The sequence below is a fragment of the Kribbella sp. NPDC059898 genome (assembly GCF_042730855.1).
GTDB lineage: Bacteria > Actinomycetota > Actinomycetes > Propionibacteriales > Kribbellaceae > Kribbella.
Genome location: NZ_JBHWKR010000007.1, coordinates 30,405 through 52,014 on the forward strand (window position 1 = coordinate 30,405; position 21,610 = coordinate 52,014).

At 68.7% G+C, this 21,610-nt stretch carries 23 protein-coding genes; 8 read left to right on the forward strand and 15 right to left on the reverse strand.

The window, feature by feature from the left end:
- Positions 1 to 44 precede the first annotated feature (44 nt).
- On the reverse strand, positions 45 to 524 hold the full coding sequence (locus ACFV9C_RS22360) for an Rrf2 family transcriptional regulator (RefSeq protein WP_209694222.1): 480 nt from the start codon (positions 522 to 524) through the stop codon (positions 45 to 47).
- A 63-nt stretch (positions 525 to 587) separates the two neighbouring features.
- On the reverse strand, positions 588 to 1,526 hold the full coding sequence (locus tag ACFV9C_RS22365; protein WP_380196310.1) for a tyrosine recombinase XerC: 939 nt from the start codon (positions 1,524 to 1,526) through the stop codon (positions 588 to 590).
- A 136-nt stretch (positions 1,527 to 1,662) separates the two neighbouring features.
- Here ACFV9C_RS22365 and ACFV9C_RS22370 point away from each other — a divergent pair, with 136 nt between their 5' ends.
- The 4 genes from ACFV9C_RS22370 to dprA all read left to right on the forward strand — a co-directional run bounded on the left by ACFV9C_RS22370 (position 1,663) and on the right by dprA (position 6,799).
- Positions 1,663 to 3,297 (forward strand): APC family permease, encoded by a 1,635-nt coding sequence (locus tag ACFV9C_RS22370; protein WP_380196311.1) that lies wholly within the window; start codon positions 1,663 to 1,665, stop codon positions 3,295 to 3,297.
- A 75-nt stretch (positions 3,298 to 3,372) separates the two neighbouring features.
- Positions 3,373 to 3,729: a YraN family protein gene (locus tag ACFV9C_RS22375; RefSeq protein ID WP_380196313.1), complete on the forward strand. Its 357-nt coding sequence runs from the start codon at positions 3,373 to 3,375 to the stop codon at positions 3,727 to 3,729.
- Complete coding sequence (locus ACFV9C_RS22380) at positions 3,729 to 5,309, forward strand: YifB family Mg chelatase-like AAA ATPase (RefSeq protein WP_380196315.1); 1,581 nt, start codon at positions 3,729 to 3,731, stop codon at positions 5,307 to 5,309. Before ACFV9C_RS22375 ends, ACFV9C_RS22380 begins: the two co-directional genes overlap by 1 nt.
- A gap of 386 nt (positions 5,310 to 5,695) precedes the next feature.
- Positions 5,696 to 6,799 carry a DNA-processing protein DprA gene (dprA, locus tag ACFV9C_RS22385; protein ID WP_380196317.1) on the forward strand — a complete coding sequence of 368 codons (1,104 nt, stop codon included), beginning with the start codon at positions 5,696 to 5,698 and terminating at the stop codon, positions 6,797 to 6,799.
- 38 nt (positions 6,800 to 6,837) lie between these two features.
- On the opposite strand, the gene ACFV9C_RS22390 is transcribed toward dprA, so the two are convergent.
- The 11 genes from ACFV9C_RS22390 to ACFV9C_RS22440 all read right to left on the reverse strand — a co-directional run bounded on the left by ACFV9C_RS22390 (position 6,838) and on the right by ACFV9C_RS22440 (position 14,950).
- Positions 6,838 to 7,161 carry a DUF2469 domain-containing protein gene (locus ACFV9C_RS22390; RefSeq protein WP_012922325.1) on the reverse strand — a complete coding sequence of 108 codons (324 nt, stop codon included), beginning with the start codon at positions 7,159 to 7,161 and terminating at the stop codon, positions 6,838 to 6,840.
- The gene (locus tag ACFV9C_RS22395) at positions 7,158 to 7,940 is read right to left on the reverse strand and encodes a ribonuclease HII (protein WP_380196319.1); all 783 of its coding nucleotides are present in this window, start codon (positions 7,938 to 7,940) and stop codon (positions 7,158 to 7,160) included. The genes ACFV9C_RS22390 and ACFV9C_RS22395 overlap by 4 nt, the downstream gene beginning before the upstream one ends.
- Positions 7,941 to 7,991: 51 nt before the next feature.
- Positions 7,992 to 8,765: a signal peptidase I gene (gene lepB / locus ACFV9C_RS22400; RefSeq protein ID WP_380196321.1), complete on the reverse strand. Its 774-nt coding sequence runs from the start codon at positions 8,763 to 8,765 to the stop codon at positions 7,992 to 7,994.
- Positions 8,762 to 9,391, reverse strand: a complete 630-nt coding sequence (gene lepB, locus ACFV9C_RS22405) for a signal peptidase I (protein WP_380196323.1) — start codon at positions 9,389 to 9,391, stop codon at positions 8,762 to 8,764. The genes lepB (ACFV9C_RS22400) and lepB (ACFV9C_RS22405) overlap by 4 nt, the downstream gene beginning before the upstream one ends.
- Before the next feature lie 139 nt (positions 9,392 to 9,530).
- Positions 9,531 to 9,890, reverse strand: coding sequence for a 50S ribosomal protein L19 (gene rplS / locus ACFV9C_RS22410; protein ID WP_380196324.1), 360 nt, complete (start codon positions 9,888 to 9,890; stop codon positions 9,531 to 9,533).
- Positions 9,891 to 10,062: 172 nt separating this feature from the next.
- On the reverse strand, positions 10,063 to 11,259 hold the full coding sequence (trmD, locus tag ACFV9C_RS22415) for a tRNA (guanosine(37)-N1)-methyltransferase TrmD (RefSeq protein WP_380196326.1): 1,197 nt from the start codon (positions 11,257 to 11,259) through the stop codon (positions 10,063 to 10,065).
- Positions 11,249 to 11,797 (reverse strand): ribosome maturation factor RimM, encoded by a 549-nt coding sequence (gene rimM, locus ACFV9C_RS22420; RefSeq protein ID WP_380196327.1) that lies wholly within the window; start codon positions 11,795 to 11,797, stop codon positions 11,249 to 11,251. The genes trmD and rimM overlap by 11 nt, the downstream gene beginning before the upstream one ends.
- A gap of 66 nt (positions 11,798 to 11,863) precedes the next feature.
- Positions 11,864 to 12,115, reverse strand: a complete 252-nt coding sequence (locus ACFV9C_RS22425) for an RNA-binding protein (protein WP_131292053.1) — start codon at positions 12,113 to 12,115, stop codon at positions 11,864 to 11,866.
- A gap of 5 nt (positions 12,116 to 12,120) precedes the next feature.
- On the reverse strand, positions 12,121 to 12,639 hold the full coding sequence (rpsP, locus tag ACFV9C_RS22430) for a 30S ribosomal protein S16 (protein ID WP_380196329.1): 519 nt from the start codon (positions 12,637 to 12,639) through the stop codon (positions 12,121 to 12,123).
- Between the two features lie 189 nt (positions 12,640 to 12,828).
- On the reverse strand, positions 12,829 to 14,172 hold the full coding sequence (locus ACFV9C_RS22435) for a 6-phospho-beta-glucosidase (RefSeq protein ID WP_380196331.1): 1,344 nt from the start codon (positions 14,170 to 14,172) through the stop codon (positions 12,829 to 12,831).
- Positions 14,173 to 14,197: 25 nt separating this feature from the next.
- Positions 14,198 to 14,950 (reverse strand): DeoR/GlpR family DNA-binding transcription regulator, encoded by a 753-nt coding sequence (locus ACFV9C_RS22440; RefSeq protein ID WP_380196333.1) that lies wholly within the window; start codon positions 14,948 to 14,950, stop codon positions 14,198 to 14,200.
- A gap of 126 nt (positions 14,951 to 15,076) precedes the next feature.
- Between ACFV9C_RS22440 and ACFV9C_RS22445 the strand changes: the two genes are divergently transcribed.
- Genes ACFV9C_RS22445 through ACFV9C_RS22460 form a run of 4 tightly spaced genes read left to right on the forward strand, consistent with a single transcriptional unit; the run spans position 15,077 to position 19,066 of the window.
- Positions 15,077 to 16,021: a carbohydrate kinase family protein gene (locus tag ACFV9C_RS22445; RefSeq protein WP_380196335.1), complete on the forward strand. Its 945-nt coding sequence runs from the start codon at positions 15,077 to 15,079 to the stop codon at positions 16,019 to 16,021.
- A 5-nt stretch (positions 16,022 to 16,026) separates the two neighbouring features.
- Positions 16,027 to 17,316, forward strand: a complete 1,290-nt coding sequence (locus ACFV9C_RS22450) for an ABC transporter substrate-binding protein (protein ID WP_380196337.1) — start codon at positions 16,027 to 16,029, stop codon at positions 17,314 to 17,316.
- Positions 17,313 to 18,242 (forward strand): carbohydrate ABC transporter permease, encoded by a 930-nt coding sequence (locus tag ACFV9C_RS22455; protein ID WP_380196339.1) that lies wholly within the window; start codon positions 17,313 to 17,315, stop codon positions 18,240 to 18,242. Before ACFV9C_RS22450 ends, ACFV9C_RS22455 begins: the two co-directional genes overlap by 4 nt.
- Complete coding sequence (locus ACFV9C_RS22460) at positions 18,239 to 19,066, forward strand: carbohydrate ABC transporter permease (protein WP_380196341.1); 828 nt, start codon at positions 18,239 to 18,241, stop codon at positions 19,064 to 19,066. The genes ACFV9C_RS22455 and ACFV9C_RS22460 overlap by 4 nt, the downstream gene beginning before the upstream one ends.
- Here ACFV9C_RS22460 and ACFV9C_RS22465 read toward each other — a convergent pair.
- Positions 19,032 to 21,128, reverse strand: a complete 2,097-nt coding sequence (locus ACFV9C_RS22465; protein ID WP_380196343.1) for a caspase domain-containing protein — start codon at positions 21,126 to 21,128, stop codon at positions 19,032 to 19,034. The genes ACFV9C_RS22460 and ACFV9C_RS22465 overlap by 35 nt on opposite strands.
- 1 nt (position 21,129) lies before the next feature.
- Complete coding sequence (locus ACFV9C_RS22470) at positions 21,130 to 21,513, reverse strand: hypothetical protein (protein WP_380196345.1); 384 nt, start codon at positions 21,511 to 21,513, stop codon at positions 21,130 to 21,132.
- Between the last annotated feature and the right edge of the window lie 97 nt (positions 21,514 to 21,610).

A 21,610-nucleotide genomic window follows, 5' to 3' on the forward strand; every position in this document is an offset into this window, starting at 1 on the left:
CTCCTAAAGTCGCGGCTTATATAAGTCCCGACTGTAGCATTGGGTCAGCTCCCCGGGACCCGCGCCTGCCAGGCGTCCTCGTCCCGCGAGCGGCGCTCGACGCCGGCCGGGAGCTTGTTCCGGGCGAGATCGGTCAGCGTGGTGTTCTCGAGGACGTCCCGGAGGCTGGCCCGCGCCGCGATCCAGACCCGCTGCAGGACGACCGCGTGCTCGTTGTAGGTGACACTCTCCGGCCGGACGCCGGAGATGCTCACGATCGGGCCGTCGACCGCCCGCATCACGTCGGCGACGGAGATCTCGTTCGGGTCGACCGCCAGTCGCCATCCACCGGACTGCCCGCGCTGGCTGGACAGCACCCCGGCCCGGCGCAGGTCGGCGAGGATCCCCTGCAGGAACCCATGCGGAATGCCTTGCGCCCGGCTCAACTCCTCGGCCGACACCACCGAATGGTCGTTGGCCACCCACCGCTGGGTGATCTCGATCAGAGCTCGCAACGCATAGTCAGACTTCGCCGAAACCCGCATGTCCCGAAGTCTGCCGCATTGCGGCACCCACCCGCCGCATTCCGCCCCGGGTCATGGCCCCTGTCATGCCCTGGGGTGCGCCTGCTGGTACGCCTGCCGCAGGCGGTCGGTCGAGACGTGGGTGTAGATCTGTGTGGTCGCCAGCGACGCGTGACCGAGCATTTCCTGCACGCTGCGCAGGTCCGCTCCGCCTTCCAGCAGGTGCGTGGCCGCGGTGTGCCGGAGCCCGTGCGGCGCCAGGTCGGCGTCGACGACGGCCACCCGCTGGTGCACCATCCGCCGTACCGTTCGCTGATCGATCCGCCCGCCGCGTGCGCCGAGGAACGCCGCCGGCCCGCTCCCCGCACGGACGAGTTGCGGCCGCGCCTCGGCCAGCCACCGCTCGATCGCCTCCCCGGCCGGTACGCCGTACGGCACCGACCGCTCTTTCCGGCCCTTGCCGAACACCCGGACGACGCGGCGGCCGCGGTCGATGTCGTCGACGTCGAGGGAGCACAGCTCGCCGACACGGATCCCGGTGGCGTACAGCAGCTCCATGATCGCCAGGTCGCGGAGCCCGACCGGGCTGCCGTCGTCCGCCGCGACCGCGGCGGCGTCGAGCACCGTCCGGGTGTCGGCCTGGCCCAGCACCCCCGGCAGCGTCTTGTGCGCCTTGGGGCTGGCGAGCAGCGCTCCGGGATCCGTACTGATCCGCCCGGTCCGCTGCGCCCACCCGGTGAACACCCTTGCGGCGGTCGCCCGGCGAGCCATCGTGCTGCGGGATTTCCCCAGACTTTGCTGTTTGGCCAGCCACGACCGCAGACCGCGGATATCGAGGTCCTCGAGATCATCGTGACCAAGCCGAATCAAATGTTCGAGTAAATCCGCCACATCTCCGATGTAGGCTCTCACGGAGTGAGTGCTGAGGTCTCTTTCCGCCGTCAGATGCCTTTCGTAGTCAGCAAGTAACACAGCGAAACTTTCCGGCATGGAACGGTTTCCGCTGACTTCGTCCGGCGTCATGCCTCGACGATGCGTGAGCCGGCCCGGCACTGCAAGGCACCGCGCGGGGGCCGAGAAGAGGAGGTCTGGTCGATAGCCCAACGGTCGACTACTGTTCGGCCCGATTGCCCTAGTAGCAACGGAGGCACCCCTGACCATGGCCCCCTCAGCGAACGGACAGACCGTAGGCCGGCGCCTGCCGGTCGAGTCGGCGTTCACTCGAGTCGAGGACGCACGGCACCGTCTGCCGCGGCTGTTCGGTCGTCGCGACCTGGTTGTACTCGGCCTGGGCGTGATGATCGGCTCCGGCATCTTCAGCATCAGCGGCGTTCAGGCCGCGAGCGTGTCCGGACCGGCAGTGATCCTGTCGTTCGTGATCGCCGCGATCGTCTGCCTGCTGGCCGCGGCCTGCTACGCCGAGCTGTCGTCGACGATCCCGGTCTCGGGCAGTGCGTACACGTTCAGCTACGTGACGTTCGGCGAGATGTGGGCATGGCTGGTCGGCTGGGCACTCGTCCTCGAGCTCGTCACCGCGGCGGCGATCGTCGCGCGCGTCTGGTCGGCGTACTTCCTCGCCACCCTTGACGGGTTCGGCGTCACGCTGCCGAGCGGTATCGCGCAGTTCTTCGGGCCCGAGGCGAAGGTGAACCTGGTCGCCCCGCTGCTGCTGCTGATCCTCACCGCGCTGATCGTGACCGGCACCAAGCTGTCCTCGCGGGTGCTGACGATCGTCGTGATCGCGAAGGTCGCGGTCATCCTGCTGGTCGTGGCCGTCGGCGCGACCCACATCAAGATGGAGAACTACCACCCGTTCATCCCGCCGGCCCGGGCCGCGCCCGCGATGGCGGATCCGACGGTGCTGGGCTGGATCCTGGACACCTCGTTCGGCACGTTCGGGATGATGGGCATCTTCACGGCGGCGAGCACGATCGTGTTCGCCTACATCGGTTTCGACCTGATCGCGACCGCCTCCGAGGACGCCCGCAGCCCGCGCAAGACCGTGCCGCAGGGCATGCTGCTCGGCGTCGGCGCGGTGACGATCCTCTACATCGCGATGGCTGTCGTCCTGGTCGGCATGCGCCCGTACGGTCAGCTCGGCGGCACGGCGCCGGTCTCCGAAGCGCTCGCCTCGGTCGGCGTCGGCTGGGCAGCCAAGGTCGTCAACGTCGGCGCCCTGCTCGCGTTGATGACCGTGATCATGGTGGTGCTGATCGCGCAGAGCCGTGTGCTGTTCAACATGGGCCGCGACGGTCTGCTGCCGAAGAGCCTCGGCCGGGTCAGCCGGGTGTACTCCTCCCCCGCCCGCGCCGCGGCCGCCGCCGGCATCGCCGCGCTGGTGCTCACGCTGTACCCGAAGGTGCTGGAGCTCGAAGAGCTACTGGTCATCGGCGCCCTGTTCTGCTTCGCGTTCTGCGCGGTCGGCGTGCTCCGCCTGCGTCGCACGGAGCCCAACCTGGAGCGTGGCTTCCGGGTGCCGCTGGTCCCGCTGATCCCGTTGCTCTCGCTGGCGGCGACCGTGTGGCTGATGCTCAACATGAAGACCGGCACCTGGATCAAGTTCCTGATCTGGATGGGCATCGGCATCGCGATCTACGGCCTGTACGGCCGCTGGCACAGCCGCCTCGCCAACGAGGACAGCTGGGACTTCGACCTGGGCGACACCGACCCCGGCACCGGCGGCCTCCAGGCCATCCGCTCCGACCACGACCACTCGACAGAACTCCGCGCGATCCGCACACCACCCGAACAGCAGACCCAAAAGTCCAACCGCGGCAAACACATGCGCAACTGAGGTTGTCCACAGCTGAAAAGTGACTGCTGAATCCCGGCCCGTTCCCGGCATCTTCTCTGCCGGAGGTGGTCACCAATGCGGACCAAGACAGCAGTCGGGAAGTACGGCGAAGATCTCGCCGCGAGATACCTCACCAGCAACGGTTTCACGGTGCTGGAGCGCAACTGGCGGTGCCAGTTGGGCGAGATCGACATCGTCGCCCGCGAAGGCAACACGCTGGTCGTCTGCGAGGTGAAGACGCGCCGCGGGCGCAACTACGGCTCGCCGCTGGAGTCGATCACCTACAAGAAGCTCACGACCCTCCGCAAGCTGGCCGGACGCTGGCTGCAGACCCACGAGGTCCGCCCCTCGGCGATCCGGATCGACGTCATCGCGGTCGTCTTCGACAACAACACACCGCCGACCGTGGACCACCTCCGGGGCGCGGCCTGATGGCGCTCGCCCATACCTGGTCCGTCGCACTCGTCGGTCTGGAAGGCCATCTCGTCGAGGTCGAGTCCGACATCTCGCAGGGCCTGCCGAAGACGACTCTCATCGGTCTGCCGGACGCCTCGCTCACCGAGGCCCGCGACCGTGTCCGCGCCGCGGTCGTGAACAGTGGCGAGCGATTCCCCGACCGCAAGATCACCATCGGTCTCTCACCCGCCACCCTGCCCAAGACCGGTTCGCACTATGACGTCGCGATCGCGCTGAGTTTGCTCACCGCGGCCGGCGTCGTCGACCATGGTGCGCTCCGGCAGACCGCGATCATCGGCGAGCTCGGCCTCGACGGCCGGGTCCGGGAGGTCCGCGGCGCACTCGCCATGACGCTGGCCGCCGCCCGAGCCGGCTTCGAACGGATCGTCGTTCCCGACCTGAATGCCAACGAGGCACGGCTGGTTCCGGGCATCGACGTGTACGGCGTGCGCTCGCTCCGGCAGGTGCTTGCGCTGTTGCGCGGCGTCGAGGTTCCGGACGAGGAGCCGTCACGGGCCGAGCCACGGCTGCTGTCCGAGTCGCTGACCCGCGTTCCCGATGTCGACCTCCACGACGTCATCGGCCATCGCGACGGACGGCGCGCGATCGAAGCCGCTGCCGCCGGCGGCCACAACCTGTTCCTGCACGGGCCACCAGGATCCGGGAAGACCATGCTGGCCGAGCGTCTCGGTGGGTTGCTGCCGGACCTCTCGATGGAGGACTCGCTGGAGGTCTCGGCGGTGCATTCGCTGGCCGGCCTGCTGACCAGCGATGCCGACCTGGTCACCCGTCCGCCGTTCATCGCCCCGCATCACACCGCGTCGCTGGCCAGCCTCGTCGGAGGCGGCTCAGGCGTGCCGCGGCCAGGAGCGATCAGCTGCGCACATCGCGGTGTGCTGTTCATCGACGAGGCGGCCGAGATGCACCCGCTGACCCTCGACACGTTGCGGCAGCCGCTCGAGTCGGGATACATCGAGATCCACCGCGCCGCCGCGGTCGCCAAGTTCCCGGCCAGGTTCATGCTCGTCATGGCGGCGAATCCCTGCCCGTGCGGGCTTTCCGGGACAGACCTCGGCGCCTCCTGTACCTGTACACCACAAGTACTTATGCGCTATCGGCAACGAATCAGCGGCCCGATCAAGGACCGTCTCGACATCCAGCGGCACATCCTCCCGGCGGCTCGCACCATCGCCTCCGGCGAAACGTCCGAGTCGACCGCCGTGGTCGCCGCCCGGGTCCAAGACGCCCGCGACCGACAGGCATTCCGCTACAAGACCACGGGCTGGATCCTCAACAGCGAAGTGCCGGGACCGGTCATGCGTCGCGAGCACCCGCTGAACGACGCCGGCCAGAAGCTCCTGGAAGACCTGTACTCCGCCGGGCGAATCACCGCCCGCGGCCTCGACCGGGTAGTCCGCCTCGCCTGGACACTCGCCGACCTCCAAGGTGCCACGCACCCGACCGTCGACCTGACCCACGAAGCCTTCCAACTCCGCACCGGCGAACCCCTCACCCCTCTCGCCGACACACGCCCCCTCAAAGGACCCACCTCATGACCGCCAACCCTGTCGCCACCCCAACACCTCCCCCAGCCCTCGCAGGCCGAGTCTCCGTGGGATCCGCCATGCCCGCCCCGGGGAGTCCACGCCGGGCGTCCGGCCCGAGGCCGCTGCGGGACTGTCTAGCGGGCGTCGTGGTAAGTCTGACTCCTGGAGTCGGCGCCTTGCCGGCGGCGGATGTGACGGCTGAGCCGGCCAACGGCTGGTCGTCTGAGCTGCTGAGCGAGTCTGGGGCACCGTCCAATCACGTGGGAGTGGCTGCGGGATCTGATCGCCTGGGAGCGGGTGCTGGGGCAGGAGCGGGTGGCGGGCGGCCTGCGGGGCAATTGGTGGGCTGCGGCGACGGGGGTGATGACCGGCTCGCGCGGGTGGGATTGTCCCGGGTGGTCGAGCCGGGTGATCTCAACGCGTTGAAGGCGTTCGACGGGATGGCCGCGTCGGAGATCTGGGACGTGCTGCGCCGCAAGGCTCGCGGGACCGAACGCTGGTCCGCGCGCCTGGCCGAGGCCGAGCCGGAGCGTGATCTCGAGCGGGCAGCCGCGATCGGCGCGCGATTCGTGATTCCGGGCGACGACGAGTGGCCGGACCAGATCGAGGTGCTGGCCGAGGCGGGGCAGCTCGGTCGTCGCGCCGGTGTGCCGTTCGGGCTGTGGGTCCGGGGTCCGCTCGATCTCCGGAAGACGCTGAGACAGTCGGTCGCAGTGGTCGGCTCGCGTGCGAGTTCGTCGTACGGCGAGCATGTCGCGGCGGAGCTGTCGTCAGGTGTCGCCGAGAGCGGGTTCGCCGTGGTGTCCGGTGGTGCGTTCGGAATTGACGCCGCGGCGCACCGCGGTGCGCTCGCCGCATCGGGGGTGACGGTCGCGGTGCTGGCGTGCGGTGTCGACCAGTACTACCCGCGACGGAATTCGGCGCTACTCAGTCGGATCGCCGAGCAGGGTCTGCTCGTGAGTGAGCTCCCGCCAGGATCCGCGCCGACGCGGCTCCGGTTCCTGGCGCGCAATCGCCTGATCGCAGCAGCGACCCTTGGCGTTGTCGTGATCGAGGCAGCAGTGCGAAGTGGGGCTCTCAACAGCGCGGGCTGGGCGGAGCAGTGCGGTCGTGCGGTGCTCGCCGTGCCGGGTCCCGTCACTTCGCGTATGTCCGAAGGCACCCACCTCCTCGTCCGCGAGCGAGGTGCGGTCCTGGTCACCAATGTTGCCGAGGTCATCGAGGCGGTCTCTCCGCTGGGTACGCGCCTGGCGCCCCGCGCGGTGACACCGAGGACGCCCTACGACGAGCTCGAGCAGGATCACCGCCGCACGTTGGACGCCGTGCCTGTCGTGCAGTCCGCACCCGTCGGCCGGATCGCCGTCACCGCCGGTCTCGACGTCCGGACCACCCAGGAGTGCTTGGAGTACCTGGCCGCGCTCTCGATGGTCGAGCACGACGAGAACGGCTGGCGCCTGCCACCCACCGGCCACGAGGCGGACGCCACCGCCGGGGTCTGAGGTGATTGCACGCCAGGAGGGTCTGTGGCGTCTGGGCGTCAGCGGCCGAAGTCGGAGTCTTTGGGGACCTCGAGGTCGGACTTGGCGAGTTCTTCGATGTTGACGTCGCGGAAGGTGACCACCTTCGCGTTCTTCACGAAGCGGGCGGAACGATAGACGTCCCAGACCCACGCATCGGCCATCGTGACCTCGAAGTACACGTCGCCGCCCTCGGTGCGGACCTTCAGGTCGACCGCGTTGCACAGGTAGAAGCGGCGTTCGGTCTCGACGACGTACTTGAAGATCCCGACGACGTCCTTGTACTCCCGATAGAGCTGCAGCTCCATATCGGTTTCGTACTTCTCAAGGTCGTCAGCACTCATGCCTGCACCTCGCTGCGCTCGGCTCCGGCATGAGCGCTGGGGGCAGCAGTGTTGTTGGTTCGCTCGCTACGCTCGCTCACAGGCAGGCTCTCCACTCCGGTGGGACTGGTCACATTCTGTCCCATATCGGGCCGCAGACTGCGGCGGACATTCTCGAACCGCCGTCGATGTTGTGGGCACGGGCCGTATTCGTCCAGTGCCGCCTGGTGTTCCGGGGTGCAGTAACCCTTGTGGATCCCGAACCCGTACTGCGGGTACTCCTTGTCCCAGTGCTCCATCACCCGGTCCCGGGTCACCTTGGCGATCACGGACGCGGCCGCGATGCAAGCCGCCACGCGGTCACCCTTCCAGATCGCCAGCCCGGGTACGCCGAGACCGTCGACGGGGAAGCCGTCGGTGAGGACGTACTCCGCCCGGACGTCGAGCCGGAACAGCGCCCGGCGGAGCGCCTCAACGTTTGCCACGTGCATGCCGAGCCGGTCGCACTCGGGCGCCTCGATCGCCACCACCGACCAGGCCAGCGCCCGCTGCCGGATCTGCTCGTAGCACCGCTCCCGGGCCTTCGCGGTCAGCAGCTTGGAGTCGGCCAGCTCCGGGATCTGCCCGCGCTTGCCCTCCGGCAGGATCACCGCGGCCGCCACCAGCGGGCCCGCACACGGCCCACGACCGGCCTCGTCGACGCCCGCGATCGGATCCAGGCCGACGCGTCGCAGCGCCCGCTCGTACCCGTACAGCCCGGCGTCCCGCCGTACCGTGCTCCCGCGCGGCAGCGCGCTCATCCAACCCTCCGCATCACACAACTCACCCTAGGCGCCAAGGGGGACAGAACGTCACTTGGGCGGTGGCGTCAGGGATATCGAGGGTTTGTCCGGCGCGGGGCCGGGAGCGGGGACCGATTTGAACGTGTCGGGGACGCCGAGTTTGGCCCAGCGGTTGGCCGGCCAGACGACCGCGATCGCGCGTCCGGTGACCTTGTCGAGCGGTACGAACGCCGCGTCGCCCTGGTTGCCGCCGTTCGCGTCCAGGTCCTGCAGGTGCACGCGGGAGTCGCCGGAGGCGGACCGGTGGTCACCCATCACGAAGATCCGGCCGGCCGGGACGGTCACCTGGAAGTCCATCTGGGACGGGGCATCCCCGGGATACAGGTAACTGGTCTCGTCCAGTGGCTGGCCGTTCACCAGGATCCGGCCCTTGCTGTCGCAGCAGGCCACCTTGTCGCCCGGCATGCCGATCAGGCGCTTGATCAGGTGGCCGTGGCTGGAGTCCGGCAACAGGCCGACGATCTCGAAGAACCGGCCGATCGAGCCGCGCTTCTGGCCGCTCTCCTCCTGGCCCAGCCAGCCGCCCGGATCCTCGAACACGATCACGTCACCGCGCTTGACGTCGGTGAGCTTCTCGACCACCACCCGGTCACCGACCAGCAGCGTGTTCTCCATCGACTCGCTCGGGATGATGAACATCTGCCCGACGAACGCCCGCAGGATCGACGAGACAATCAGCGCGCCGACCACGATCAGCACGAACTCGCGGGCGGCAGCCGCGAACCCAGAGCGATGGGCGGGCTCGGTGTCCTTGGCGTCCGGCTTGGTCGGTGTATCGGTCACTTCTTCAGCCCCGGCTTCTTGAAGGTATCCGGAGGACGCAGCATCGTCATCCGGTCAGACGGCCAGATTACGCAACAAGCCCGGCCAACCACGTTCTCGACCGGGACGAACCCGCCGCCAGGCCCGCCCATGTGTGCCCGGGAGTCGGCCGAATCGGCCCGGTTGTCGCCCATCACCCACAGGTGGCCGGCCGGGACCAGCACGTTGAACGGGTACTCCGACGGTTTGGCGTCCTTCAGCAGGTACTCGCGCTCGTCGAGCGCGATGCCGTTGACGGTGATCTGGCCCTGCTTGTTGCAGCAGATCACCCGGTCGCCGCCGATCCCGATCACCCGCTTCACCAGGTGACCTTCGCCACTGCGCGGCAGGATGCCCACGAACTCGCCGATCCGGCGCAGCGTGCCCGGCTCGGTCGGCGCCTCGTTCAGCCAGTTGGCCGGGTCCTTGAACACGACGATGTCACCGCGCTGGACGTCGCGGTGCATGTAGCTGATCTTCTCGGCGAGGATCCGGTCGTCCTTGGTCAACGTGTCGTACATCGACTCGGACGGGACATAGAACGCCTCGGCGACGAACAGCCGGAGGACCACCGTGATGACGAGCGCGAGCACCGTGACGGTGCTCATCTCGACGAGCAGGCTGAGCAGCGGGTTCCGCTGCTTCAGCCTGCGATGCCGCCCTTTGCCGCGACCTGCCCTCTTGGATACCGGGCGAGCGCGAGTCGCAGTGCTCGGCGCCATCGGTGACCGTCGTCGTTACGCGGCGTCAGGAGGCCGGTACTTCGCGCTTCTCCTTGATCTTCGCCGCCTTGCCGCGCAGCTCGCGCAGGTAGTACAGCTTGGCGCGGCGGACGTCGCCGCGGGTGATGATCTCGATCTTCTCGACGATCGGGGTGTGCACCGGGAAGGTCCGCTCGACGCCGACGCCGAAGCTGACCTTGCGGACCGTGAAGGTCTCCTGCAGGCCACCACCCTGGCGGCGGATCACGACACCCTGGAAGACCTGGACGCGGGACCGGTTGCCTTCGATGACCTTGACGTGCACCTTGACGGTGTCACCGGCGCGGAAGGCGGGGATGTCATCGCGCTTGCTCGCGTTGTCGAGCTCGTTCAGGACGTTGCTCATCTTCAGGTGTCTCTTTCTCGCGCGTGCCACAGGTCACCCACGAATCTCGGTGGTGATGAAGTCATCAGAAGGCTGCCGGTCGGTGGTCACCCCCTGTGGCAGGAGCACCGAAGGGCAGCAGCAGACAATCTTGCCACACGCCCCACACGGTGACGAAATCAGCCGGTGCGGCCTACTGACGGCGACGGCGCTTCGCGAGGTGCACCAGGTCGACCTTCGGCGTCTGCGCCTCCCGGCCGGTCTCCCGGTACCCCGCTTTCCGGTACAGCGCGAGGTTCCGGTCGCTGAGCGCACCGGTGTCCAGCGCGTACGACGTGACCTCGGCCGGCGCGAGCTGTTCGGCGGCACGCAGCAGCCGGGCGCCGAGCCCGCGACCCTGCCAGTCCGGGGCGACGATCAACCGCTCGACATGCCCTACGGCGTCGTCGACCACAAGCTGGACGGACCCGACGATCCGGGTGCCGGCCACGGCCTTCAGTACGCCGCCACGCTCCAGCCGGGCCCCGGTCGACGCCGGGTCGTCCGTCAACGGCGGGATCGTATAGTCGTCGTACAGCCGCGCCTCGGACAGGAACGCGGCCAACTGCAGTACGTGGATCTCCCCGGCGTCGTCCGTCGTCGCGGGCAGTACGCGCACACCTTCCAAGCCGTCCTGACCGGACAGTACGTCGCCCCACGCCGCCAGCAGGTCCGGCCGGCGGTCCGCGGTACGGCGTACCGACTCCTCGTGGCGCCACTCCGCGATCAGGCCGTGGTTCCCGGAGAGCAGGACCTCCGGTACGTCGTACCCGCGCCAGGCCGGAGGCTTCGTGTAGACCGGGTACTCGAGCAGGCCGTCGCCGGAGTGCGACTCCTCCGCCAGCGACTCCGGGTTGCCGATCACGCCGGGCAGCAGCCGGGCCACGGCCTCGACCATCACGAGTACGGCGACCTCGCCGCCGTTCAGCACGTAGTCGCCGATGGACACCTCGTCGACCCGCATCCGCTCCGCCGCGTACGACGCCACGCGCGCGTCGATGCCTTCGTACCGGCCGCAGGCGAACGCGAGCCAGGGCTCCGCGGCCAGCTCATAGGCGAGCTCTTGTGTGAAAGGGCGACCAGCAGGCGTCGGGACGATCAGCCGGGGCTGAGTAGGGCCGTCCACGGGCGCCAGGGCGTCCAACGCCTGGCCCCAGGGCTCAGGCTTCATCACCATGCCCGCTCCCCCGCCGTACGGGGTGTCGTCGACGGTCCGGTGCCGGTCGTGGGTCCAGTCGCGCAGGTCATGCAGGTGGACGTCCAGCAGGCCGCTCTTGGCCGCCTTGCCCACCAGCGAGACGTCCAGCGCGGCGAGGTACTCCGGGAAGATCGAGACGACGTCAAGCCTCATCGGTCGGAACCACCTCGGCGGCCTCCGGGTCGAGCAGGCCCGGCCGGTCGGCGACCGTCACGTACTGCGCGTCCAGGTCGATCTCGGGAACCAGTTCCGCAACCAGCGGCACCAGTACGGCGTTGCCGGCGGGCCTGCGGATCTCCAGCAGGTCCTGGGACGGCAGGTGGATCACATCGACGACCTCACCCGCCTGATCGCCCGTGGTGGTGCGGACCTTCAGACCGATCAGTTCGCGGTCGTAGTACTCCTCGGGGTCTTCCGGCCGCTCGTCCTCGCCGACCTCGGCCTGGACCTCCAGATTGCGCAGCAACTCGGCAGCAGTCCGGTCTGCTGTCTCGGCGAACTTCACCAGCAACCGTCCGCTGTGCCAGCGGCTGGATTGCACGGTGAGTGTCCGCGGCGGGTTGGAGGTCGTGACGAGCTTCGCACCGTCGGCGAAGCGCACGTCAGGGTCATCCGTGCGGACGATCATCCCGATCTCGCCCTTGATCCCGTGCGCCCGCCCGATCCGCCCGACTGTCACCAACACGTGCATAACTCCTTTGTACGAGACGAAGGGCCGCTCCCGGATCGGGGGCGGCCCTTCGGTGGACTGCTGAGGTCAGCGGCGCGGGCGCCGGTTGAACTCGTCGACGAAGTCGATGCGCAGCGAGGACTCGGAGCTGAGGGCGCCGACGACGGTGCGGATCGCGGTGGCGGTCCGGCCGTTGCGGCCGATCACCTTGCCGATGTCGTCGGGGTGGACGTGCACCTCGAGGGTGCGTCCGCGCCGCAGGTTCCGGGCCCGGACGCTGACGTCGTCGGGGTTGTCCACGATGCCTCGGACCAGGTGCTCGAGCGCCTCGGTCTCCATCATCGTCAGGCCTCGGTGGTCTCGGCCGCAGCCTCGTCGGCCTTCGGCTCCTCGGCCTTGTCAGCCTTGGGGGCCTCGGCCTCAGCCTTGGGGGCCTCCGCGGCCTCGTCCTTCGCGGTGTCGTCGGACTTCGGGGCCTTCTTCGCCGTCTTCTTGGCGGTGACGGCCTCGGTCTTCAGCGAACCGTGGGCCTCGGCCAGCGCCTCGTTGAAGATCTCCTGCTTGTCCCGCTTCGGCTCCTTGACGCGCAGCGGCGCCGGAGCCTCCAGGCCCTTGAACTTCTGCCAGTCGCCGGAGGCCTTGAAGATCGCCTCGACGGCCTCGCTCGGCTGCGCGCCGACGCCCAGCCAGTACTGCGCCCGGTCCGACTCGACGCGGATGAACGAGGGCTCGGTCTTCGGGTTGTAGATCCCGATCTCCTCGATCGCCCGGCCGTCCCGCTTGGTGCGGGCGTCCATCACGACGATGCGGTAGTGCGGGGTGCGCTTCTTGCCGATGCGCTTCAAACGGATCTTGACTGCCACTTTTGGGTGGTCTCCCTTGGAAATTACAGACTGGGTGAGCAGCACAACGCGTCGTGGGGACAACGCCTGACAACTCGAACGGGCCGCACCGGGAACGTGGAGTTAGAGGGCTGCACGAAACCTGGACGGACTCAGCCTGACATTGTGCCAGATCCCACACCGTGGACACCAATCGGCATCAGGTCGGCCTCAGCCGCGCAGGTACCCCAGGTCCGGGAGTTGGTCGACGTACCCGTCCAGCAGTTCGCGGGCGACCGTCACCGAGTCGACCAGCGGGTGCCAGGCGAACGCCCGTACGGCGGCGTCCCGGGAGCCCGAGGCGGCCGCCGCGATGGTGGTCCGCTCGACGGCCTTCACCGAGCAGACGAGGCCGGCCTGGTGGTCGGTGAGCTGGGAGACCGTCACGGGCAGGGCGCCGTTGGCGTCCACCGTGCACGGGATCTCCACGACGGCGTCGTCGTCCAGGTGCCGCAGTACGCCGCGGTTGCGGACGTTGAGGATCAGCGACGCGCGCTCGTTGTGCCCGATCGCCCGCATCAGCGACAGCGCCACCTGCTCGTAACCGCCCGCGGCCATGTCGCGTTCGTCCCGCTCCCCCGCGTCCGCGATCTCCCGGCTCTCCACCATGTACGTCGACTCGCGCTCAGCGCGGGTCTTCTGCCAGAGCTCCAGCGCCTGGTCCGGGTGCTGCCCGGTCTCGGCGTAGAACGTGGACTGCTGGTCGAGGAGGAACGCGCCGCGGGTCTGGCGGACGGCCGATACCGCGTTGAGGGTCTCGCGGGCGAAGTAGTAATAGTGCAGGTACTCGTTCGGGATCGAGCCGATCGAGCGGAGCCAGTCCGCGCCGAACAGGCGGCCCTCCTCGAAGGAGGACAGTGCCTCGGAGGACTGCAGCAAGTCCGGCAGGCGGTCGACACCGTCGGACCGGATGGCCCGGAGCCAGCCGAGGTGGTTGAGGCCGGCGTAGTCGTAGAACGCCGTCGCCGGGTCGACGCCGAGTGCCGACGCGGCGCGGCGCCCGAGGCCCGACGGTGAGTCGCAGATTCCGATGACCCGATCGCCCAGGAACGGAAGCATGGCTTCGGTGACCATGCCTGCGGGGTTGGTGAAGTTGATGGTCCAGGCGTCCGGCGCGACCGCTGCGATGCGTTGGGCGATCTTCGCGGCGACCGGGAGGGTGCGGAGGCCGTACGCGATGCCGCCGGCGCCGACCGTTTCCTGGCCCAGGACACCGAGGCCGAGGGCGACCCGTTCGTCGACCGTGCGGCCGTCGAGTCCGCCGACCCGGATCGCCGAGAAGATGAAGTCGGCGCCACGGAGGGCCTCGTCCAGGTCGGTCGTCTCCGTCACGGCGGGCGGATCAGTCGCGGCGGCCGCCTGCTGGCGGAGTACTGCGCCGATCGCCGCGAGGCGGGTTCGGTCGGTGTCGTAGAGCATCACGTCGGTGATGCGGCCGGGCCCGTGGTCGCCGAGAAGCGCGTGGTACACGAGCGGGACCCGGAACCCGCCGCCACCGAGAATCGTCAGTCGCACAGCAACACCCCCTGGATCCGCCTGTTCACGCCAGAACCACCTGTACTCCCGCCTCCGCCAGTTGGGCCCGGGTCGCCTCGTCGGCGCCGGACTCGGTCACCACCATGCTCAGTTCCCCCGGTTCGCACACCCGCGCCACCCCGTGGCCCGGGAACTTGGTCCGGTCCGCGAGCAGCACCACCCGGTCCGCCGCGTTGATCATCGCCCGCTTCACCGGTACCTCGATCATCGTGCTGTCCATCACCCGCCCGTCCGGCCGGACCCCGCTGGTGCCGAGGAACAGCCAGTCGACGTGGATCTGCCGCAGGCTCTCCTCGGTCAGGTACCCGACCAGCGACCGGTAGCTCCGCCGGACGAACCCGCCCAGCACGATCAGCTCGATCTGCTCGTCGTTCTCCAGCTCGTCCAGTACGGCGAGGTTGCTGGTGACAACGGTCAACGAACGCCCGTGCAGGTGCTGCGCCACCCGGAGTGCCGTCGTACCGATGTCGAGCAGCACGGACTCGCCGTCGGTCACCAGCTCGGCCGCGCGGCGGGCGATCCGGTCCTTCTCCTCGGCGTGTACGGCGTTCACTTCCGCGAACGGCTCGTCGCCGCCGTCGACCGCTAGCGCGCCGCCGTACACCCTGGTCAACCGGCCCTCGGCGTGCAGCTGCTCGAGGTCGCGGCGGATGGTCGCCTCACTGACCCCGAGCTTCTCGGCCAGCACCTTCACGCCGCCGGCGCCGTCGGCCCGGAGGGCGCGGACGATCTGATCCTGTCGCTGCTTCGGCAACACACGCTGACCGTATCACGCAAACTCCGTCATTTTCAGTCAAAGTCGTGAGCAGGTATTGCGGATCATGCGCACAAGTTTCAAGATTCATGCACGAGTTTGATCGACCATGCAGGAGTGTGGCTGCGGATGCATCAACTGGACGTCGTGGTGTCGGGTTTGGTCTTCCAAGATCTTGTGCTCGGCCTGCCCACGGCGCCGCGACCAGGGACCGAGGTGTGGGCGACCGAGTCGCACGAGAGCCCGGGTGGGATCGCGAACTTCGCGGTCGCGCTCGCCCGGCTCGGGCTGCGGACCGGGATGGCCGCCGTGTTCGGCGCGGACGACCTCGGCGACCGGGTCTGGGCCGGATTGCGCTCCGAGGGCATCGACCTCGGCCTGTCCCGCAAGCTCGCGGGCTGGCCGACCCCGCTCACCGTGGCCCTTGCCTACGACAACGACCGGGCGCTGGTCACCCGCGGTACCACTCCCCCGCTGTCGGCCGACGACCTGATCACCTCCGCGCCGTCCGCCCGGGCGGTCGCCGCTCATATCGGTCCGTGGCCGAACGAGTGGCTGGCCAAGGCGAAGGCCAGCGGCAGCACGGTGTTCGCGGACGTCGGCTGGGACCCGAGCGAGCAGTGGGATCCCGCCGTACTCGATCAGCTCGAGCACTGTGACGTGTTCCTGCCGAACGCCGACGAGGCCATGCACTACACCCGTACGGACACCCCGGAGCAGGCGATCCGCCGGCTCGCCGAGAAGGTACCGCTGGTCGTCGTGTCGAACGGCGCCGCCGGTGCCATCGCGCTCGACGCGGGCAGCGGGCAGTACGTCGACGTACCGGCCTATCCGGTCCCGGCGGCGGACACCACCGGGGCGGGTGACGTGTTCGCCGCCGGCTTCATCGCCGGCACGCACTGGGAACTGCCGCTCGAGCAACGGGTGCGGTTCGCCGCACTGACCGCGGCGATCTCGGTCACCCGGCTCGGCGGGGCGGACGCCGCGCCGCACTGGGCCGACCTTGCGGCCTGGCAGGACGCGAACCCCGATGACCAACTGGAAGCGCTGATCAGCGCTCACTCAGGAAGGTAAACCGAATGAACCTCTCTCGTCGGACGCTGCTCGGGGGCTTCGCGGCCGTAGCGGGTGGCACGCTCGTCGGCTGCTCGTCCGGGATGAACAACGCCGGTGCGCCGGCCAAGAAGAACGCCGCCACCGAGCTGAGCTTCTGGTGCTGGCCGGGCGGCCTCGGCAAATCCGTGCTGACCGACACGATCGCGCACTTCCCGGACCCGAAGATCAAGTACTCCGAGATCGGCGGCGACTTCAAGCAGAAGCTGATCACCACGTTCAACGGCGGTACGTCGATCCCGGACATCACCGGGCTGAAGGGTGAGGACATCGCGTCGCTGCTGCCGCAGGCGGAGCGGTTCGTGGACCTCAAGACCGTCGGCGCGGACGCGGTGCTCGGCGACTACCTGGACTGGAAGGTCAAGCAGGCCACCACGCTGGACGGCAAGGTGATCGGGCTGCCGATCGACGTCGGGCCGACCGCGCTGTACTACCGCGAGGACATCTTCGCCGCCGCCGGGCTGCCGAGCGACCCGGCCCAGGTCGCCGAGCAGCTGAAGAGCTGGGACGACTTCTTCAACGCCGGCGTCCAGTTGAAGGCCAAGAACCCGAAGGCGCCGCTGATCCCGGACGCGACCGACCTCTACGACATGGTGGTCGGCCAGGGCACTGAGCGGTACATCTCCAAGGACAACAAGTTCATCGGCGACCAGGACCACATCCGCAAGGCCTGGGACACCTCGGTCAAGGCGATGACGCTGAAGATCGACGGCCGGACCTCGAGCGGCAGCCCGGACTGGAACGCGGGCCTCGACCAGGGCACGATCCCGACGATCACCGGTGCCGCCTGGCTGGCGCTGGACATCAAGTCCGCGGTGAAGAAGACGGCCGGCAAGTGGCGGCTGGCGCCGACCCCGGGCGGTCCGGCGAACTTCGGCGGCTCGTTCCTCGCGATCACCAAGAACGCCGCCGATCCGCAGAAGGCGTTCGACGTGATCAAGTACATGCTCAGCGCCGACAACGAGGCGAAGGCGTTCACCGACGCGCAGATCTTCCCGTCCGCGCCGGCGGCGTACGACAAGCCGGAGCTCAAGGCGAAGGACCCGTTCTTCGGCGGCCAGGTGCCGATCGACATCTTCGGCCCGGCGGCCAAGAACATCCCGGTCGCGTACCAGAGCCCGTTCGACGACTCGGTCGCGGGACCGTTCCACGACGAACTGAAGACCGTGCAGACCGGATCCAAGACGTCGGACGCGGCCTGGGCCTCGGCGGTGTCGAAGGCGAAGGCGATCGCCAAGCGGCAGGGAGTGCAGTGACCGCTACGGCGACGGCGACCAGACCCACGGTGACGGCGGCGGCTCCCCGGAAGCGGATCTGGTCGTACTGGCGGTTCTACCTGGCGCTGTCGCCGTTCTACGTGTTGTTCGCGGTGTTCGGGCTGTACCCGGTGCTGTCCACCATCGTGCTGGCGTTCCAGCGCTGGGACGGGCTGAGCGCCCGCAAGTTCACCGGGCTCAGCAACTTCGCGTTCCTGGTCAAGGATCCGACATTCTGGCAGGCGCTGGAGAACACCGTCGTACTGTTCGTGATGTCCACGGTGCCGACGCTGGTGCTGGCATTGCTGCTCGCCGTGATGCTGCAGTCCGCGGTCCGGTTCACCAACGTCTACCGGATCGCGTACTTCATCCCGAACGTCACCTCGCTGGTCGCGATGGCGATCTTCTTCAGCTCGGTCTTCAGTACGAACTTCGGTCTGGTGAACGCCGCGCTGCGGTCGCTCGGCATCCCGCAGCAGAACTGGCTCGGGCAGCCGTGGGGCATCAAGATCGCGATCACCACGATGATCGTCTGGCAGTGGGTCGGGTACAACACGCTGATCTACCTGGCCGGCCTGCAGGCGATCCCGCGCGAGCAGTACGAGGCCGCCAAGGTGGACGGGGCGGGCGCCGCACGAACCTTCTTCTCGATCACGTTGCCGCAACTGCGTCCCGTCGTACTGTTCACGGTCATGATGTCGACGATCGGCGGCCTGCAGACGTTCACCGAGCCGCAGGTGATGGTCGGCAACAGCGGTGGCACCGGGCAGAGCGGCATGACCGTGGTGATGTTCTTCTACCGGGCCGCGTTCCTCGACAACGACTACGGGTACGCCGCGGCCATCGGGCTGAGCATCTTCGTCCTGGTGCTGTTGTTCACGGCAATCAACTGGCGGATCTTCCGCGGACGGGGTGAGGACCGATGATCCGGAACCGGCTGCGCGGGATCGCGCTGCACGCCGTACTGATCGTGGCGCTGCTGGTGTTCATGTTCCCGTTCGTGTGGACGATCATCATGGCGTCGAACACGACCGCGGACATCTACCGGTTCCCGCCGAAGTTCACGTTCGGCGGGCACTTCGGCGAGAACGTCCACCAGGTGCTGGCGAACGTCGCGTTCTTCCAGTCGATGGCGAACACCGCGATCGTCGCGGTCTCGACCACGGCGCTGGTGCTGTTCTTCGACTCGCTGGCCGCGTTCACGTTCGCGAAGTTCCGGTTCCCGGGGCGGAACGCGCTGTTCGTGATCCTGCTCGCGACGATGCTGCTGCCGGCGCAACTGGCCGCCGTACCGCAGTTCCAGACGATGGCGATCCTCGGCTGGGTCGGTTCGCTGAAGGCGCTGATCATCCCAGGCGCGGCGAACGCGTTCGGGATCTTCTGGATGCGGCAGTACTTCCAGAACTCGATCCACGACGAACTGGTCGAGGCGGCGACGCTGGACGGCTGCGGCTTCTTCGGCACGTACTGGCACGTCGCGCTGCCGTCGGCGCGCCCGGCGCTGGCATTCCTCGGCATCTTCACGTTCGTCGGCTCCTGGAACGACTACATGTGGCCGCTGATCGTGCTCACCAACCCCGACCACCTGACACTGCAGGTCGCGCTGTCCACCCTGAACCGCGCGCACGGCGTCGACTACAGCATGGTGATGACCGGCGCGCTGCTCGCGATGATCCCGCTGGTGGTCGTGTTCGCGATCTTCGCCCGCCAGTTCATCAAGGGCGCGACGGAAGGCGCCGTCCGCGGCTGAGCACTCCCGCGCCGATCAACAGGTTGCCGAACAGGTAGATCAGGAAGACCGGCACCGAGTGGCCTTGGGTCCAGGTCGGTGCGGCGCCGATCGCCCCGAGGACCGCCAGCGTCACGGCGGCCGCACTCAGCCAGGTTCGCGAGGGGCTCGCGATCGCGGACCAGGCGAGCGCGGCGGCCACGAGAGCTCCGAGAAGGAACAGCGGCGTGACGGTGAGCAGGGAGTAGCCGTTGGCGCCCTGGATCGTCGGCCCCACCACCAGGAGGATGCCTCCGGCAATCACCAGGCCGGCGGACGGCGGCGGAACCGGACCCATCGGCCAGGTCCGCGGTCTGATGGACAGGAACACAACGACGAGCAAAGCGGCGGTCAGTACGGCAGTGACCGTCCAGGCGCTGGTTTCGTCGGCACTGATCCCGCCGCCGAGGATCCTGATGGCATCCTCGAGCATCGAGAGCAGGCCGCCGGCGACCACACCGAGGGCGACCGGACCCGCCGTACGCGCCAGGGCCGCGGCCAGTAGCGCTGCCGTCGCGGCAAGGATCTCCGGGTCGGCCCAGCTCCGGTAGATGTACCAGCCGGTCGGATCCGGGTCGTACCAGAGTTTGCGGGAGTCGGCTGCTCCCGGCCAGTTCACCAGCATCAGGAAGGCCGATCCGAGCACGAGGACGACGACCACCCACCAGGGCACAGTTCCTGGTTCGGCCCGCGGTGCGACGGTGGCCGGTTCGTCGACGGAACTGGCCTCCTGCTTCCGCGGTGGCTCCGGCTGAGGACTCGGTTCGGGCTCCGGCCGGGGTTCCGGTGGCGCCGCGGGCGGTTCGGACTCGGTGTCCGGCACGGTCATCCGGACCGGGATCGTCTGGTCGCCGGTGGGACCGGTGAGGACGACCGCCGCCTTTCCCGCACCGGCGCTGTCGGCCCGGACCCGGATCACCGGACCGTCCTGTTCCACCGTCAACCACGAGACGGTGGACGAGGCAACGGCCGTCAGCGCGATCGGCGTACCTGCGAGCCGCACCTCCGCCGTACCTGTCGCGCTGAGGTCGAGTACCGCGGGAGTGACCCGTGCAACGCCGGTCTGCACAGCAGCCGTCGCGGCCTCCGCGACCCGGCGACTGTCGTCGTTCATCATCGGCAGCAACGCCTGCCACGCGGCGTAGGCCTGACTCAGATCAGTTCCGGCCAGGCGTTCGCGGAGGTAGTCGACCACACCGAACCTTGCCGCCGGCAACGGACTTTCCAGCGCCTCGAGCAGCTCCGGCGCCAGCGCGGCCGGGGTGATGCGGCGGACCCGGCTCCGGGCGATCAGGAGTTCGCCCTGCGCGCCGAAGGTCCACATCTGTGGATTCTGGTTCGGCGTCACCCGATGGACCCGGTCGGTCACGTAACCGACCAGCTCGGTCAGCCCGACCCACCCGTCACCGTCGCGGTCCGCTTCTCCGGTGGTCAGGCCGTCGACCACCGCGCCGGTGAACACCGACGGAGCCGGCGCGCTGTCCGTCGCCAGCTGCCCGCCCTCGAACGCGTACTCCATGGCGCTGGACGCGGTCACGATCACGCGACCGCGCCCTCCGCCGACATCGGCCTGGCCCGCGAAAGCGTCCCGTACCTGTGCTTCACCGGCCGCCCGCACGACCATGCCGCGCGGAAACGCACCGCCGTAACAGCAGTCCAGGAACAGTGCGATCCGTTGCGCCCGGCTGTCGGCCATCTGCCGGTTGACGAAGTCCGCGGCGACCGCCGTCGAGGCCAGCCGGGTCGGCTTGGTGTCCGCGACCGCCAGGAACAGCTCGCCCGCCGCGTTCTTCAAGCCATGGCAGGAGAAATGCAGCATCAGCAGGTCCTCCGGTACCCGGTCCGCGAAGAAGTCCTCCACCGCGAGGCGGATCTCCTGCGCGGACTCGTTCCGCAGTACCCGCACGTCGAAGTCGCCCACGGACGGGTCCGCCAGTGCGGTGGCCAGCGCGACCGCGTCCTGCGCCGGTGCGACCAGGCGCCGCAGTCCCGGATCGTCGTACTCGTCGTTCGCGACGATCAGCGCGATCCGCGAGCCGTCCATCTCACCCGTCCGCGCCGGCGTGCCGCCGGACGAACGCGTCGACCAGCTGCTGCTGGATCTCGCCGGTCGCTCCGGTCAGCTCGATCACGTCACCGTCGATGGTGAGCTTCACCGTCCGCCCGGAGGCCGATCGGCGGACCCACTCCCGGATCACCACGACCACCGAGCCGAGCGCCTGCAACCCGGGGGCCAGCGAGACGCTCAGCAGGCCGGCGACCGCGGCCAGGCCGCCCTTCGAGCCTTCCGGCGCGAGGCCCGCGCGATACGACTCGACCGAGTTCACGTCGAGCAACAGCAGCTCCTGCCGCAGCAGCAGCGCGAGCTCCTCGAGGCGCGCGTCGTCGGCGCCCTGCTCGGTGACGCCGACCAGTACGCCGTCGCCCATGCGTCCTCCCCTCGCCGAACTCAACGATCCTCCTGCGCCGCAGCGGCGACAAGTCGAACGGCCAGCTAGCATTCGGGGAACTGGAGCAGCCGCAAGT